The organism is Brooklawnia sp. (assembly GCF_049651565.1).
Lineage (GTDB): Bacteria > Actinomycetota > Actinomycetes > Propionibacteriales > Propionibacteriaceae > Brooklawnia.
The window spans coordinates 1-16457 of sequence record NZ_JBASCI010000260.1 but is presented as its reverse complement, the minus strand read 5'-3'; the positions used below and the strand labels follow the sequence as shown (position 1 = coordinate 16457).

Genomic DNA, 16457 nt, shown 5'->3' with positions numbered 1-16457 from the left:
CTGCCGCAATGATGGCTTGGTCAGACCCCGACCGAGTGGTACCTGACGTCGTCCTCGTCGCGATCGTCGCTGACGCCGTCGACCAGCGGCTCGCCCTGTTCAGTGACCGCAGCTGCCGGGACCACGTCGTGGTGCAGCGCCTGCTGGACGTCGTCGAGGTCGAGGCCGATCCGCATCCCGTAGAACGACCGGTAGACGAAGAACAATGCGGCGGCCAGGAAGATCACCGCGCCGGCGACGACCAGCACCGGTGAGCCGGCCCGGATCGAAACCGCCAGTTCGACGGCCAGCAGCCCGAACAGGGTGCTGAACTTGATGATCGGGTTCAGCGAGACCGAGCTGGTGTCCTTGAACGGGTCGCCCACGGTGTCTCCGATCACCGCGGCGTCGTGCAGTTCGGTGCCCTTGGCGTCCAGGTCGACCTCGACCAGCTTCTTCGCGTTGTCCCAGGCGCCGCCGGCGTTGGCCATGTAGATGGCCTGGAAGAGCCCGAAGATGGCGATCGAGATCAGGTAGCCGATGAAGAACCACTCGTCCACGAACGCGAACCCGAGGGTGGCGAAGAAGATGCCGAGGAAGATGTTCAGCATGCCGTCCTGGGCGTACTTGGTGCAGATCTCGACGACGCTGCGGGAGTCCTTCACCGAGGCGCGGGTGACGCCGTCCAGCTTGATGTTGGCCTTGATGAAGTCGACCGCACGGTGCGAACCGGTGATGACCGCCTGCATCGAGGCGCCGCTGAACCAGTAGATGATCGCGCCGCCGCTGATCAGCCCCAGCAGCAGCGCCGGGTTCAGCAGGGACAGGTTCATGCCCAGCGGGCCGAACGGGTCCTTGTCGGTCAGGGTCATGATGATCGAGAAGATCATCGTGGTGGCGCCGACCACGGCGGTGCCGATCAGGACCGGCTTGGCGGTGGCCTTGAAGGTGTTGCCGGCGCCGTCGTTTTCCTCCAGCAGCCGCTTGGCCTGCTGCCACTGCGGGACGAACCCGAAGTCGCGCTCGATCTCGGCCTCGACGCCGGGGATCTCCTCGATGGTGGACAGCTCGTAGACGCTCTGGGCGTTGTCGGTGACCGGGCCGTAGGAGTCGACGGCGATGGTGACCGGCCCCATGCCGAGGAAGCCGAACGCCACCAGACCGAAGGCGAAGATCGCCGGGGCGATCATCAGGGTGTCGAAGCCGAGCGTGCTGATGCCGGCGCCCGCCGCCATCAGCACGACGATCGCCAGGCCGATCCAGAACGCGGAGAAGTTGCCGGCGGTGATGCCCGACAGGATGTTCAGGCTCGGGCCGCCCTGCTGTGAGGAGACCGTGACCTCACGGACGTGCCGGGACTTGGTGGAGGTGAACGCCTTCACCAGTTCGGGGATAAGCGCACCGGCCAGGGTGCCGCAGCTGACGATCACCGACAGCTTCCACCACAGCCCGCCGGGCAGGTCGCCGACCAGGACGGCGGAGGTGGCGAAGGTGAGCACGATACAGGTCAGCGAGGTGAGCCAGACCAGGTTGCTCAACGGCCGCTCGAAGTCCATCTCCTCGGCGTGCTCGTGGCGGGTCCGGGTGTACATCGAGTTGGCCAGGTAGGACACGAACGAGCCGACCACCATGACGGCGCGGATGAAGAAGACCCATACCAGCAACTGCACCTGGGTCTGGGTGTCGTGGACGCCGAGCAGGATGAAGGTCACCAGGGCCACACCGGTGACGCCGTAGGTCTCGAAGCCGTCGGCGGATGGGCCGACCGAGTCGCCGGCGTTGTCGCCAACGCAGTCGGCGATGACGCCCGGGTTGCGGGCATCGTCCTCCTTGATCTTGAAGACGATCTTCATCAGGTCGGAGCCGATGTCGGCGATCTTGGTGAAGATGCCGCCGGCGATGCGCAGCGCCGAGGCACCCAGCGATTCGCCGATCGCGAAGCCGATGAAGCACACCCCGGCCAGCTCACCGGGCAGGAAGAGCATGATGAACAGCATCATGAACAGCTCGACGCTGATCAGCACCATGCCGACGCTCATCCCGGCGCTCATCGGGATGGCGTGGGCCGGGTAGGGCTTGCCGCGCAGCGCGGCGAAGCTGGTGCGGGAGTTGGCGAAGGTGTTGACGCGGATGCCGAACCAGGCGATGAAGGCGCTGCCCAGCATGCCGATCAGGCTGAACAGCAGGATGATCGACACCCGGCCGATCGGGAAGTCGACCAGGAAGAAGTAGTAGATGAAGACCACCGCGGCGATGAACGCCCACAGCACCGCCAGGAAGCGGAGCTGCTTGGCGAGGTAGGCCTGGCAGGTGCGGTAGATCAGCTCGGAGATTCCCAGCATCGACCGGTGCACCGGCAGACCGCGCAGCTTGGCGTAGTTCCACAGCCCGAAGACGAGCCCGCCGACACAGACGACCAGGCCGAGCATCAGCAGGGTGTGGCCGTCGACCATCCCTGCGATGAAGCTGACCGAGTCCAGCGGGGGTAGTTGCAGGTTGGCTTCGCCGCCACCGGCATGCTGGGTGGGGGCGCCACCGCCACCGCCACAGCTGGTCAGGCTCGCAATGATCGCCAGTGCGGCGAACAGACCGAGCGGACGGGCGAGTCTCGCGCCTGCGGAACCTCGGGTGCGGGCAGCATTGCGGCCGGACCCCTGGAAATCGATGTTCATCACTGAACCTCTGCTTGATCCTGATAGGTGTGTCGGGAAAAGAGCCCAACGAACCAAACGCTACGTCGCGGCGGCAGGCGGGTGGACACCGGGGTCGGATGCTGACCCTGGGGTGTGGCGCGGCCGAGGATCGGCTACTACTTCACCGCCCCTGAGGTCAGGCCCGAGGTGAGGAACTTCTGCAGCCAGAAGAAGACGATCAGTGGCGGCAGGCAGGCCAGCACCGCGCCGGCCGAGAAGACCGGCCAGTTCGAGTTGGTCTGCTCCGACACGTACTGGTACAGGCCCAGGGCCAGGGTCTGCGCGTTCGGGTCCATGCCCACCACGATCGAGGCGATCGCGAACTCGTTGAACGTGGTGATGAAGCTCAGCAGGCCAACCACCGCCAGGGTGGGCACCACCAGCGGCAACAGGATGGTGAAGAAGATCCGCGCATGCCCGGCACCGTCGATCCGGGCCGCCTCGTCCAGCGACTTGGGCACCGAGTTGAAGAAGCCGTACATCAGGTACGTGTTGGCGCCCAGCGCGCCGCCCAGGTAGATGAACATCAGGGCCAGCAGCGAACCCAGCCCGAGGGCGGGGATGACGCGTCCCAACTGGGTGAGCAGCAGGAAGATCGCGACCAGGTTGAGCACCTGGGGGAACATCTGGATCAGCATCAGGCTGAGCAGCCCGCCGCGGCGTCCGGCGAACCGTAACCGGCTGAACGCGAACGCGGCCAACGCCGAGAACAGCACGGTGAGCACGGCGGTGACGGTGGCCAGGCCGACCGTGTTCAGGTACCAGCGGCCGTAGGGCCGGTTCGGCTGGTTGAAAAGTTGCTGGTAGTTGATCCCCGAGATCCGGGTGAACAACCGGTTCGAGCCGGTCATCGTGCCGGCCGGGTCGAGGGAGGCCGACAGCACGTACAGGATCGGGAAGATCGCCCAGACGATCGCCACCACGGCGACCAGGTGACGCCAGCCCAGTCGGCGGGCCCACTTGCCGAAGGTCATCCGGTTCTCGGGTACCTCGATGACCTCGCCGTCGCGCAGGGTCACGGTTTCAGCGGTCTTGGAAGCAGCCATGTCAGTTGATGTCCTCCAGTGCCCGGGTCTGCCGGAAGCCCAGCCAAGAAACGAATCCCACGATCACGAAGATCAGGAAGGCGAAGGCGCTGCCCAGGCCGTACAGCCGGTCCATGTCGCCGAAGGCCACCTTGTAGACCATCGAGATCAGGATGTCGCTGGCCCCCACGTCCAGGCTGGTGTCGCCGAACCGGGGGCCGCCCCTGGTGAGCAGGTAGACGAGGTTGAAGTTGTTGAAGTTGAACGCGAACGAGCTGATCAGCAGCGGCGCCAGCGACACCATCAGCAGCGGCAGCTTGATGCTGAAGAAGGTCTGCAACGGGCTGGCGCCGTCCACCTGGGCGGCTTCCAGCACCTCGTCCGGCAGCGACTGCAGGGCACCGGTGCAGACCAGGAACTGGTAGGGGAAGCCGAGCCAGAGGTTGACGATCAGCAGCGAGACCTTGGCCAGCGTGGGACTGGTCAGCCAGGCCACGTCCGCGCCGCCGAGGATGACCTGGTTGATGAACCCGAAGTCACGGTTCAGCAGGCCGCTCCAGACCATGATCATCATGGCGGCCGGGAAGGCGTAGGGCAGGATCATCAGCCCGCGGTAGATCCGTTGGCCGCGCAGCCGCACGTTGAAGACCATGGCCAGCGCCAGGCCGAGGGCGAACGTGGTGGCCACCGAGACGATCGAGAAGACGAAGGTCCATACCAGCACCCGCAGGAAGGGTGCCCGGATGTCGGGGTCGGTGACCGCGCTGACGTAGTTGTCGAGGCCGACGTTGATCTTCCAGCCGGGCAGGATCGAATTGCCCGCCTCGTCGACGAACAGGCCTTCGCCGCCGTCGCGGTAGACCCTGCCGCTCGGGTCGGTGAAGGTGTCGGTGGCCGGGTCGTAGACCATCGTGGAGGTGTAGACGTAGGCGACCGATCCGGTGGTGGTGCGGATGAAGCCGTCGGTGGAGTCATCGGAGATCGGCACCTGCATCGCGGCTACCTCGGCCTGCCGCTGGCTGAGTTCGGCGAAGTCGAGGACGCGGAAGTCGTCGGCGGCGATCGGACGGCCCCGCGAGTCGAACTGGACCCCGCTCACCTGCGCCAGCGGTGTGTCGTTGCTGCCGGCCAGCACGTCCCCGGACGCCGGATCGACCACCAGCAGCCAAAGGTCGTCGTTGCGTTCGGCGACCGCGGCCGGGTACTCCGGCGAGTCCGGCACCCGCACCTGGTTGGCCTTCTGGATGGCGACGATCGCGTCATTCTTGGAGCCGTTGTGGCCGTCGCCGTAGTTGGTGAAGGACGCGTAGACCGTGTACAGCGCCACGCTCACCGAGAAGATCAGCATGAAGGCCACCCCGGGTGCCAGGTACTTGCCCGGCAGCAGCCGGTTGGGTGGCAGGTAGATGACGTTGATGACGATGGTGATGGCCGCGACGCCGGCGAATACCAGCCAGGCCTCCTCGATGGCGGCGGTGATGGCGGTGAAGACCATCACCGCGTCGAACAGGCCCAGCAGGATGATCTTGACCAGCTGTGCCGACAGTGACAGGGAGTGCGCGGCCTGGGCGCGGTTGACCCGCGCCTCCCGTTCTGCGATCCGGGGTGAGTCCGGAGTCTGGGTGGGTTGGGCTGTCATGGGTTGCCGTCCTGGGGTTGGACGCCGCTGCGCGGCTGGTGGCGGGCGGGACGGTGGCGCCCGATCGGGCCCCAGGTGGCGACCACCCGGAGCCCGACAGGCGTCCTGTTGACTGGTTCAGCCGATCTTGCCCTGCAGGGTATCGACCATGGACTGCCAGGTGCCGGCCGGGTCGTCGGTGCGCTGGTCGACGATCTCGGTCAGCGCGTTGCCCCAGTCGGTCCACACCCCGGCCATGGCGGGCACGTTGGGCATCGGGACGCCGGCGGCGCCGACTGCACCGAAGGCGGCCACGTCGGGATCGGAGCTGGCGGCCTCGAAGGCGGCCTTGTTCGCCGGAGCCCGGTTGCCGGCCTCGAACAGCGCGGTCTGGGTCTCCTCGGTGGCCACGTACTCGGTCAGGAACCGCTGCACCGACAGTTCGTTCTGGGTGTAGGCGCTCATCGCGAAGCCCCAGGCCCCGACGAACGGTGCGGCCGGTTCGGGGCCGGCCGACGGGATCGGGTCGATCGAGTAGTCGAACCCGGCGGCCTTGACCTGGTCCAGGTTCCACGGGCCGGTGACGATGAACGGGCTGTTGCCGGCGGTGAACTCGGTGATCGCGATGTCGTTGGTGATGCTCAGCCGCAGGATGCCGGCCTTGGCCTGCTCGTCCAGCCACTGGGCGAAGGCGGCGCCCGCCTCGCCGCCCATGGCGACCTGGCTGGCGTCGTAGGAGCCGTCGGCGGTCAGCTCGAAGACCGGAGCCCCGAAGGACTGCTGGAAGGGGTACAGGTTGTAGGCGGACGCCGTGGTGGCGTCGTCGCCGCCGACCAGGATGGGGAAGGAGGTGCCGGCGGCCTGCCCGGCGGCGACCGCATCGTCCCAGGTGGCCGGGGCGTCGGGCGCCAGTTCGGTGTTACGGATCAGGGCCAGGTTCTCGATCGAGTACGGCACGCCGTAGACCTGTCCCTCGTAGGTGAATGCCTGCACCGTGACCGGCTGGAAGTCCTCCGCCGCGCCGCCCAGCTCGATCGGGGCGATGACGCCGTTCTGCACCATGCGGCCGATGTTGTCGTGCGCGGTGATGATGGCGTCGGGGCCCTGACCGCTGGGGGCCTGGGTGGTGAAGTCGTCCACGATCGCCGAGCTATCCTTGACGATCAACTGCACCGACACGCCGGTGTCGGCCTCGAACTGCTCGGCCAGTGGGGTGAGGACGGGTTCGCGGTTGGAGTCGATCCAGATCGAGATGCCGCCGGCCGATGCCGGGGCGGAGGTGGCCGCCGTCGGGGATGGGGTGGTCTCGGTGGTTCCTGAGCCGCCGCCTCCGCAGGCGCTCAGCGACAGGGTGCCCGCGACGGCGAGTGCCGCACCGAGGGTGAGGAGCTTCCTCATCTTTGAGCCTTTCATGTAGCGTGCAGGTGGCACGGGGTGAGCGCACCTGATACTTCGATTCCAGCCCAGGTCTGGGTGCCTCGGGTGCGCGGCCCACCATGTCGAGACCAAACTGTAACCTTCGCGGCGTCCCGTTGGCGCGGCGGTGACCGTCACCCGACTGGGTGGCATGGTCGCATCCCGGGACGCGTTTGGTTTTCGGCATCGAATTAGACAACATGGTTGTTGTGAATTCCATGAGCAGGTTCGTCCCCGAGAGCCCGGTGCGGGCTCAGGCGACCGCTCCGGATCCCTCCACCAGGCAGCGGGTTCTCGACCTGCTGCTTGCCAGGGGGACGATGACGGCGTCCGAGCTGGCCGGGGCGCTGGGGTTGACCACCGCCGGAGTGCGTCGCCACCTGGCCGCGCTCGTGGAGTCCGGCGACATCACCGCCCGGGAGCAGGCCGGCCCCCGCGGGCGCGGTCGTCCCGCCCAGGTCTTCTCGTTGACCCCGACCGGCCGGCGCGTCTTCGGGCAGGCCTACGATGACCTGGCGCTGAGCGCACTACGCGAACTGGTCGACGCAGCTGGCCCGGACGCCATCGACCGGCTGGCCGAGAAGCGGCTGGCCGACATCGAGGCCGACTACCTGCGTCGCCGGGCAGTCGCGCCGGACGCCGACCCCACGCAACTGCTCGCCGACGCCCTCAACGCGGCCGGCTACTTCGCCTCCACCCAGGACGACGGTGCGTTGTGCCAGCACCACTGTCCGGTGGCCCACGTGGCCGTCCACTTCCCGCAACTGTGCGAGGCGGAGGCCAGTGTCTTCGCCCGGCTGCTCGGCACCGACGTCTCCCGATCGGCCACCATCGCCTCCGGCGATGAGGCTTGCCGTACCCACTTGGGTGGCCGCACGTTGCTGCCCAACCCGACCACTCAAAGCGCGAATCAAACCAGCGCAGATCGAAAGGTGAGCGCATGACCACTCAGGTCGATATCCCAACCACCGCGACGCAGCAGCCGACCCAGGCCGAGCACATCGAGGCCCTGTCGCAGTACCGCTACGGCTGGCACGATTCCGACATCGCCGGCGCCACGGCCAGGCGCGGCCTGTCCGAGGCGGTCGTCCGCGAGATCTCGGCGATCAAGGACGAACCCGAATGGATGCTGGAGCGCCGGCTGCGGGCCCTGAAGCTGTTCAACCGCAAGCCGTTGCCGAACTGGGGTGCCGACCTGTCAAGCATCGACTTCGACTCGATCAAGTACTACGTGCGCTCCACCGAGCGGCAGGCCACCAGTTGGGAAGAACTGCCCGAGGACATCAAGAACACCTACGACCGGCTGGGCATCCCCGAGGCGGAGAAGGCGCGGCTGGTCGCCGGTGTGGCGGCCCAGTACGAGTCCGAGGTGGTCTACCACAAGATCAACGAGGAGCTGGAGCGGCAGGGCGTCATCTTCCTCGACACCGACACCGGCCTGAAGGAGCACCCCGAGCTCTTCCAGGAGTACTTCGGCACCGTCATCCCGGCTGGCGACAACAAGTTCTCCGCGCTGAATACGGCGGTCTGGTCGGGCGGCTCGTTCATCTACGTGCCCAAGGGCGTTCATGTCACCATCCCGCTGCAGGCCTACTTCCGGATCAACACCGAGAACATGGGCCAGTTCGAGCGCACCCTGATCATCGCCGACGAGGGCTCGCACGTGCACTACGTCGAGGGCTGCACCGCGCCGATCTACAAGACCGACTCGCTGCACTCCGCCGTGGTGGAGATCATCGTCAAGAAGGACGCGCGGGTCCGGTACACCACCATCCAGAACTGGTCGAACAACGTCTACAACCTGGTCACCAAGCGCGCCACGGTCGCCGAGGGCGGCACCATGGAGTGGATCGACGGCAACATCGGCTCCAAGGTCACCATGAAGTACCCGGCGGTCTGGCTGATGGGCCCGCACGCCAAGGGTGAGACCCTGTCGGTGGCGTTCGCCGGTGAGGGCCAGCACCAGGACACCGGGTCCAAGATGGTGCACGCCGCCCCGCACACCAGCTCGACGATCGTGTCGAAGTCGGTCTCGCGCAGCGGCGGCCGGGCGTCCTACCGGGGCCTGGTGGAGGTGCAGCCCGGGGCGCTGCACTCGGCGTCCAGCGTCAAGTGCGACGCCCTGCTGGTCGACAACATCTCCCGCACCGACACCTACCCTTACGTCGACGTGCGCGAGGAGGATGTGTCGATGGCCCACGAGGCCACCGTCTCCAAGATCAGTGAGGACCAGCTGTTCTACCTGATGCAGCGCGGCCTCGGGGAGGACGAGGCGGCCGCGATGGTGGTGCGGGGGTTCGTCGAGCCGATCGCCCGCGAGCTGCCGATGGAATACGCGCTCGAGCTCAACCGTTTGATTGAGCTGCAGATGGAGGGTGCGGTCGGCTGACCAGGCACCGCGAAGCCGATCGACCAGAGAACCAGAAGAGAGAAGCCCAGTTGAGCACCATCACCAGCGACCCGCGCCCGGGTATCGCCAGCACCCAGTTCACCTCACACCTGCACCCAGAGCCGTCCTGGCAACTGGCCGACCACTTCGTGCCCACCGGGCGCGAGGAGACCTGGCGGTTCACGCCGGTCAAGCGGTTCCAGACGCTGATCGACGCGAGCGTCGACGGCGAGCTCGAGGTTCGCACCAGCCTGCCGGAAGGTGTGACCAGCCGACGGATCAGCCCTCAGCAGGCCCGGGAACTGTCGTTCGACGCCCCGGTCGACATCGTCGCCGCTCGGGCGGTCACCGGGGCGTCCGCGGGTGCGGTGCTGGTGGAGGTGCCTGCCGGGGCGACCCCGAGTGAGCCGCTGGTGGTCGAACTGCACGGCGACGGCAGGGACGCGGCCGTCCACCTGCTGGTCGACATCGCCCACCAGGCCGAGGTCACCGTGGTGCTGCGGCACACCGGCTCGGCCCGGCTGGCCGCCAAGGTTGAGGTGCACGTCGGTGAGGGCGCCCAGGTCGACATCGTCTCGGTGCAGGACTGGGACGCCGGAGCCGTCCACGGCGGCCAGTTCTCGGTGCTGGTGGGACGCGACGCCAAGGTGCGCACCATCCAGGCCTCGGTCGGCCACGGCGACGTGCGGCTGGTCGAGCGCGCCGAGTACGCCGGCCCGGGCGGTGAGCTGGAGCAGCTGGGCATCTACTTCGTGCAGTCCGGCCAGCACGTCGAGCACCGGCTGCTGGTCGACCACAACCACCCGCGCACCGTCAGCCACGTCGACTACCGCGGCGCCCTCCAGGGCAAGGGCGCGCACTCGGTGTGGATCGGTGACGTGATGATCCGCAAGAACGCCGTCGACATCGAGACCTACGAATCCAACAAGAACCTGATGCTCACCGAGGGCTGCCAGGCCGACTCGGTGCCGAATCTCGAGATCGAGACCGGCGAGATCCGCGGTGCGGGCCACTCCAGTTCGACCGGCCGGTTCGACGACGAGCAGCTGTTCTACCTGCGCAGCCGGGGCATCCCGGAGGAGCAGGCCCGCCGGCTGGTCGTGGAGGGCTTCTTCCTCGACATCATCCGCCGGATCGGGGTGCCGCAGATCGAGTCCCGGCTGACCGAGGCCCTCAACGCCCAGCTGGCCAGCATCGACGGCATCACCCACGAGGCGATGCTCGGCGAGGCCCATCCCGAGGAGCGGCAGTGAACCCGGTCCCGGTCGCCACCCTCGACGAACTCGGCGACATCCCGCTGGGAGTCGAGGTACCCGACGCCGACCTCGAGCTGGCGCTGGTCCGGATCGGCGACGAAGTCTTCGCCATCCGCGACGAGTGCAGCCACGGCAAGGTCCGGCTCAGCGAGGGCGACGTGGATGCCAGCTTGTGCGCCATCGAGTGCTACCTGCACGGATCAATGTTCGACCTGCGCACCGGCGCCGCCATCAACCTGCCGGCCACCCAGCCGGTCCCCGTCTACCGCTGTGTCATCGAGGACGACCAGGTCCTCGTCGACATCGACAACCCGATCAACAACCAGGAGAACTGAACCAACATGGCAGACCTCGTCATCACCGACCTGCACGTCGATGTCGAAACCGAGTCCGGCCCCAAGCCGATCCTGCACGGCGTCGACCTGACCATCAACACCGGTGAAGTGCACGCCATCATGGGTCCCAACGGCTCGGGCAAGTCCACCCTGGCCTACGCCATCGCCGGCCACCCCAAGTACCACATCACCTCCGGGTCGGTGAAGCTGGACGGCGTCGAGCTGACCGAGCTCACCGTCGACGAGCGGGCCAAGGCCGGGCTCTTCCTGGCCATGCAGTACCCGATCGAGGTGCCCGGAGTCTCCACCAGCAACTTCCTGCGCACCGCCAGGACGGCGCTGGACGGGGTGGCGCCCAAGGTGCGCACCTGGCCGAAGGAAGTGGCCGCCGCGCTGGAGCGGCTGGAGATGGACCCGAGCTTCGCGTCCCGCTCGATCAACGAGGGTTTCTCAGGTGGCGAGAAGAAGCGCGGTGAGATCGTCCAGCTCGACGTGCTGAACCCCAGGTTCGCCATCCTGGACGAGATCGACTCCGGCCTGGACATCGACGCCATCCGGATCGTGGCCGATGGGGTGAACCGCTACGCCGCGCAGAACGACCGGGGCGTGCTGCTGATCACGCACTACACCCGGATCCTGCGCTACATCCACCCGACCCACGTGCACGTCTTCGTCGACGGCCGGATCGCGGCCGAGGGCGGCAAGGACCTGGCGGAGGAGCTCGAGGTGGAGGGCTACGACAATTACCTGAAGGCCGTGCGGGCCTGATGCTGGACACCTCGGCGGTACGCGCTGACTTCCCCATCCTGGCCCGCCAGGTGGGGGAGCACCCGCTGGTCTACCTGGACTCGGCGAACACCTCGCAGAAGCCGCGGCAGGTGGTGGACGCCATCACCTCGCACTACCTGTCGCACAACGCCAACGTGGCCCGTGCCATGCACACCCTCGGCGCGGAGGCGACTGCCGGGTTCGAGCAGGGACGGGCGAAGGTGGCGTCGTTCATCGGGGCCGCCAGCGCCGACGAGGTGGTCTTCACCAAGAACGCCTCCGAGGCGCTGAACCTGGCCGCGCACTGCCTGGCGTCCCGGCTCGGCCCCGGTGACGAGGTGGTGGTGTCGGTGCTGGAGCACCACTCCAACCTGGTGCCGTGGCAGCTGGCCTGCCAGGCCAGCGGGGCGACCCTGCGCTGGTTCGACGTCACCGAGGAGGGCCGGCTGGATCTGGTCGGCGCGGAGCGGGACGGCCTGATCAACGAGCGGACCCGGGTGGTTTCGCTGGCCTGGGTCAGCAACGTGCTCGGCACGGTGAACCCGATCGCGAAGATTGCTGAGCAGGCGCACGCGGTGGGCGCGGTGATGGTGGTGGATGGTTCGCAGGGCGTGCCGCAGCGGCCCACCAACGTGCTCGACCTGGGCACCGACCTGCTGGCCTTCACCGGCCACAAGATGCTGGGCCCGACCGGCATCGGGGTGCTCTGGGGGCACTATGAACTGCTCGAGCAGCTGCCGCCGTTCCTCGGCGGTGGCGAGATGATCGAAGTGGTGCGGATGGAGGCGTCCAGCTACGCCCCGCCGCCACACCGGTTCGAGGCCGGCACCCAGCCGATCGCCCAGGCGGTCGGGTTGGGTGCGGCGATCGACTACCTGGCCGGGCTGGGCATGGAGCAGGTGCAGGCCCACGAGGAGCAGATCACCGCCCGGATCCTGGCCGGGCTGGGCGGGCTGGACGGGGTGCGCATTCTGGGTCCGGCCGACGTCGTCGAGCGCGGTGGTGCGGTGGCGTTCACCGTGGACGGTGTCCATCCGCACGACCTGATGCAGTTGCTGGACAGCCGCGGGGTCGCCGTCCGCGGCGGTCACCACTGCGCGGCGCCGTTGCACCGCCGGCTCGGGGTGCAGAGCTCCAGCCGCGCGTCCGGATACCTTTACACCACCGGCGAGGAGGTCGACACCTTCGTCGAGGCGGTCGCCTGGGCGCACGACTTCTTCAACACCCGGACGACGCGCACCACGGCCGAGCGGAGGGGCGCATGAGCGTCGAACAGCTCTACCAGGAGATCATCCTCGACCACTACCGCGAGAAGCACCACGCCGGGCTGCGGGAACCGTTCGCGTCCGAGGTGCACCACGTCAACCCCAGTTGCGGCGACGAGGTGACGCTGCGGGTGCAGTTGACCGGCGACCGGATCGCCGACGTGTCATACGAAGGCGAGGGCTGCTCGATCTCGCAGGCCTCGACCTCGGTGATGACCGACCTGGTGATCGGACGCGACGTCGCCCACTCGATGGCCCTGTTCGAGGAGTTCCGGCACATGATGGAGGGTCAGGGGCAGGTGGAACCCGACGAGGACCGCCTGGAGGACGGCATCGCCTTCGCCGGGGTCGCCCAGTTCCCCGCCCGGGTCAAGTGCGCAATGCTCGGCTGGTCCGCGCTGCGGGACGCGCTGGCCAGGGCCGGAGCCGACCTGTCTGCAAGCCAAACAAGGAGTGATAATGACCAATCCGTCTGACCTGGTTCGCGACCAGTTCCCGGATACCGCCCCTGTTGGCGGCACCTGGGCCGATGCCACCCCGGAGCAGAAGAAGTACGTCCTGCTGGAGGCGATGAAGGAGGTCATCGACCCAGAGTTGATGGTCAACGTCGTCGATCTCGGCCTGGTCTACGACATCGACATCGACGACGAGCTGAACGTCACCATCGACATGACGCTGACCAGCCCGGCCTGCCCGTTGACCGACCAGATCGAGTGGGAGGCGCAGGCCGCCCTCGGTCAGCTGGCCCGCTCGGTGACGATCAACTGGGTGTGGCTGCCGCCGTGGACCATCGACATGATCACCGACGACGGCCGCGAGCAGCTGCAGGCCATCGGCTTCATGATCTGAGCCCGGCCCGAGGCGTCCATCGGGAGCTGCGAGTTCAGTGTTCGGCGAGCCGGAAGCGGTCGGTGACGAGGTAGCGCGGGCGGCCCTCACGGCCCTGACCGAGCTGGGACTCGACCAGCGCCAGCTCGTCGACCGGCCACGGCCCGAACGACCACTCGTCCAGCACCGCGGCCTGCGGTGACAGGTCGGTGGGCTGCGGGACCCGGGCCAACGTCAGGTGCGCAGTGAACTTCTGGTCCGGCGTCCGGACGCCGGACCGCGCGACCGCCCTTCTGGTCTCGGCAGCCAGCCGGGTCAAGGAGTCGGTTGGGTCGTAGACCCCCAGCCACAGGTTGCGTCCGATCGGCGGCGCCGGGAAGGCGCCCGCGCCGGCCAGCGAGATGTCGAAGCGGGCCGTCCGGGCCGAGACGCCGGTCAGGTTCTCGACCAGCCGATCGTACTGCCCCGCATCCACCCGGGCCATGAAGGCCAGCGTCAGGTGCCAACCGGCAGCATCGGTCCAGCGCAGCTGCGACCAGCGAACCTGCAGCGGATCGAGCCGGTCCCCGAGCGAGGTGACCAGTTCCGCCGGCGGCAGGACGGCGGCGAACATCCTGCGAACCGGCGAGCCGGTGCCCGTGGTGCGGGAGACCATGCCACTACCTCAGCTCTGCAGTGCTTGGCATGTCTGCGAGCCTAGCTTGGCAACCCGGCCGACCACGGCTGCCAACCGCGACCGAACCGGTTTTGAACCGTGATCGCGGGCGGAGGAGAATGGGCCACGACATGATCCAGGCCACCGATCTCGAAGTCCGCGCCGGCGCGCGGCTGCTACTCGAACCCACCACCTTCCGGATCAACCCCGGCGACAAGATCGGTCTGGTCGGACGCAACGGGGCCGGCAAGACCACCATGCTGCGAATCCTGGCTGGTGAGGGGCTGCCGGCCGGTGGGCAGGTCAGCCGCACCGGCCAGATCGGCTACCTGCCGCAGGACCCCCGCGAGGCCGACCCGAGGATGATCGCCCGCGACCGGATCCTGTCGGTGCGCGGACTGGACCGTATCCTGGAGCGGCTGCGTCGCTACGAGCAGGCGATGGCCACCACCACCGGCGACGAGCAGGCCGGCGCGCTGAAGTCGTACGCCCGGGCCGAGACCGAGTTGATCGCGGCCGGCGGGTACGCCGCCGAGAGCCAGGCCGCCCGGATCGCCGCCAACCTCGGGCTGCCTGACCGGGTACTTGGGCAACCGTTGCACGAACTGTCCGGCGGTCAGCGGCGTCGCATCGAACTGGCCCGGATCCTTTTCAGCGACGCCGACACCCTGCTGCTCGATGAACCGACCAACCACCTGGACGCCGACTCGATCGTCTGGCTGCGGGAGTTCGTCAAGACCTACCCGGGCGGGGTGATGATGATCAGCCACGACGTGGGGCTGCTCGACCAGACCGTCACCAAGGTCTTTCACCTGGACGCCAACCGCGCTGCGCTCGACCAGTACTCGATGGGCTGGAAGGCCTACCTGCTGCAGCGCGAGACCGACGTGAAGCGCCGCAAGCGGGAACGGCAGAACGCCGAACGCAAGGCCGCCCAGCTCAAGCTGCAGGCGGAGAAGCTGGGCGCCAAGGCGACCAAGGCGGTGGCCGCCCAGAACATGGCCCGACGCGCTGACAGGCTGCTGGCGTCGGTGGAGGGTGAACGGGTGGTCGACCGGGTGGCGAAGATCACCTTTCCCAAGCCGGCCCAGTGCGGCCGGACGCCGCTGATGGCGCACGACCTGTCGAAGAGCTACGGGTCGCTGGAGGTCTTCACCGGCGTCGACCTGGCGGTGGACCGCGGTTCCCGGGTCGTCATCCTGGGTCTCAACGGTGCCGGGAAAACCACCCTGCTTCGGTTGCTCTCGGGCCTGGAGCAGCCCGACACCGGTGAGGTGGTGCCCGGGCACGGGCTGAAGCTCGGCTACTTCGCCCAGGAGCACGAAATGATCGACCCCAGCCAGACGGTGCTGGAGAACATGATGTCGGCCGCGCCCGACCTGAGCGAGACCGAGGCCCGCCGGGTGCTGGGCGGCTTCCTGTTCACCGGCGACGACGACCACAAGCCGGCACGCGTGCTGTCCGGTGGCGAGAAGACCCGCCTGACGCTGGCCACCCTGGTGGTCTCGGCAGCCAATGTGCTGCTGCTGGACGAACCGACCAACAACCTCGATCCGGCCTCTCGGGCCGAGGTGCTCAGTGCGATCCAGCGGTACGCCGGCGCGATCGTCCTGGTCACCCACGACGAGGGGGCGGTGCAGGCGCTCAACCCGGATCGGGTGATCGTGCTACCCGATGGTGTCGAGGACCTGTGGAGCAAGGACTACGCCGAGCTGGTGGCGCTGGCCTGAATGGGGTGGGCCCGCCCAGCCGGTCCAGCGAGAACCACCTGAGCGCAGGCCGATAGCCGAGTAAATTGATCATGCCGCCCATAGCCAGGGCCCCCTGATCAGGCCTATCCTTTCCCCACCACTCGCTTTGGGGAGGGCCCGAGATGAAACTCAACAAGGGCAAGCGGATCAGTGGTGAACTTCGTGAGCAGGTCAGCGCCCAGTTCGCGGAGCGATACCAGGCAGGGGAGTCAATCCGCACGTTGGCTGCCGAATCAGGACGGTCATACGGGTTTGTTCAGCGGCTGTTGAAGGAGGCCGGCGTCGACCTGCGCAGTCGCGGCGGCACCCGCCGTCCCGACCGGGGCCGGGCCACCGCCCAGCCGGCCGGGACGCCACCGGGAGCGGACGCCTGACGCAGGCAGCGTGCTGACCGATCCCCCTGCTGCCAGCAGCTGGGGGCTCAACGCTGCCGGTAACGGCTCACCAGCACCGACACGGTCTCGTGCACCGGCTCGGCA

The 16457-nt window shown here is 67.8% G+C and carries 14 protein-coding genes and 1 pseudogene; 10 read left to right on the top strand and 5 right to left on the bottom strand.

Features of this window, described 5'->3' with window-relative positions:
* Positions 1–20: 20 nt before the first annotated feature.
* From WBL05_RS12635 to WBL05_RS12620, 4 genes are all read right to left on the bottom strand, one after another.
* Positions 21–2651: a sodium-translocating pyrophosphatase gene (locus tag WBL05_RS12635; protein ID WP_424226372.1), complete on the bottom strand. Its 2631-nt coding sequence runs from the start codon at positions 2649–2651 to the stop codon at positions 21–23.
* A 137-nt stretch (positions 2652–2788) separates the two neighbouring features.
* Positions 2789–3718: a sugar ABC transporter permease gene (locus tag WBL05_RS12630; RefSeq protein ID WP_424226370.1), complete on the bottom strand. Its 930-nt coding sequence runs from the start codon at positions 3716–3718 to the stop codon at positions 2789–2791.
* A 1-nt stretch (position 3719) separates the two neighbouring features.
* Positions 3720–5336, bottom strand: a complete 1617-nt coding sequence (locus tag WBL05_RS12625; RefSeq protein ID WP_424226369.1) for an ABC transporter permease subunit — start codon at positions 5334–5336, stop codon at positions 3720–3722.
* Between the two features lie 117 nt (positions 5337–5453).
* On the bottom strand, positions 5454–6563 hold the full coding sequence (locus WBL05_RS12620) for a sugar ABC transporter substrate-binding protein (protein ID WP_424226399.1): 1110 nt from the start codon (positions 6561–6563) through the stop codon (positions 5454–5456).
* A 386-nt stretch (positions 6564–6949) separates the two neighbouring features.
* Between WBL05_RS12620 and WBL05_RS12615 the strand changes: the two genes are divergently transcribed.
* From WBL05_RS12615 to WBL05_RS12580, 8 genes are all read left to right on the top strand, one after another.
* Positions 6950–7675 (top strand): helix-turn-helix transcriptional regulator, encoded by a 726-nt coding sequence (locus tag WBL05_RS12615; protein WP_424226397.1) that lies wholly within the window; start codon positions 6950–6952, stop codon positions 7673–7675.
* Entirely contained in the window at positions 7672–9120 is a 1449-nt protein-coding gene (sufB, locus tag WBL05_RS12610; RefSeq protein ID WP_424226368.1) for a Fe-S cluster assembly protein SufB, read from the top strand. Before WBL05_RS12615 ends, sufB begins: the two co-directional genes overlap by 4 nt.
* Before the next feature lie 50 nt (positions 9121–9170).
* A complete protein-coding gene (gene sufD / locus WBL05_RS12605; RefSeq protein WP_424226367.1) occupies positions 9171–10373 on the top strand; it encodes a Fe-S cluster assembly protein SufD in 1203 nt (400 codons plus the stop codon).
* Complete coding sequence (locus WBL05_RS12600) at positions 10370–10711, top strand: non-heme iron oxygenase ferredoxin subunit (RefSeq protein ID WP_424226366.1); 342 nt, start codon at positions 10370–10372, stop codon at positions 10709–10711. Before sufD ends, WBL05_RS12600 begins: the two co-directional genes overlap by 4 nt.
* 6 nt (positions 10712–10717) lie before the next feature.
* Positions 10718–11479 (top strand): Fe-S cluster assembly ATPase SufC, encoded by a 762-nt coding sequence (gene sufC / locus WBL05_RS12595; RefSeq protein WP_424226364.1) that lies wholly within the window; start codon positions 10718–10720, stop codon positions 11477–11479.
* Positions 11476–12744, top strand: a complete 1269-nt coding sequence (locus WBL05_RS12590; protein WP_424226395.1) for a cysteine desulfurase — start codon at positions 11476–11478, stop codon at positions 12742–12744. The genes sufC and WBL05_RS12590 overlap by 4 nt, the downstream gene beginning before the upstream one ends.
* Positions 12741–13220: a Fe-S cluster assembly sulfur transfer protein SufU gene (sufU, locus tag WBL05_RS12585; protein ID WP_424226363.1), complete on the top strand. Its 480-nt coding sequence runs from the start codon at positions 12741–12743 to the stop codon at positions 13218–13220. The genes WBL05_RS12590 and sufU overlap by 4 nt, the downstream gene beginning before the upstream one ends.
* 94 nt (positions 13221–13314) lie before the next feature.
* Positions 13315–13593 (top strand): metal-sulfur cluster assembly factor, encoded by a 279-nt coding sequence (locus WBL05_RS12580; RefSeq protein WP_424226394.1) that lies wholly within the window; start codon positions 13315–13317, stop codon positions 13591–13593.
* 34 nt (positions 13594–13627) lie between these two features.
* Here WBL05_RS12580 and thpR read toward each other — a convergent pair whose 3' ends face one another.
* A complete protein-coding gene (gene thpR, locus WBL05_RS12575; RefSeq protein ID WP_424226361.1) occupies positions 13628–14227 on the bottom strand; it encodes an RNA 2',3'-cyclic phosphodiesterase in 600 nt (199 codons plus the stop codon).
* Between the two features lie 131 nt (positions 14228–14358).
* Here thpR and WBL05_RS12570 point away from each other — a divergent pair, with 131 nt between their 5' ends.
* Together WBL05_RS12570 and WBL05_RS12565 are read left to right on the top strand one after the other, a co-directional pair.
* Positions 14359–15957, top strand: a complete 1599-nt coding sequence (locus WBL05_RS12570; RefSeq protein ID WP_424226359.1) for an ABC-F family ATP-binding cassette domain-containing protein — start codon at positions 14359–14361, stop codon at positions 15955–15957.
* A gap of 143 nt (positions 15958–16100) precedes the next feature.
* Positions 16101–16283, top strand: a pseudogene (locus tag WBL05_RS12565) (helix-turn-helix domain-containing protein); the annotation flags it as partial.
* Positions 16284–16457 lie beyond the last annotated feature (174 nt).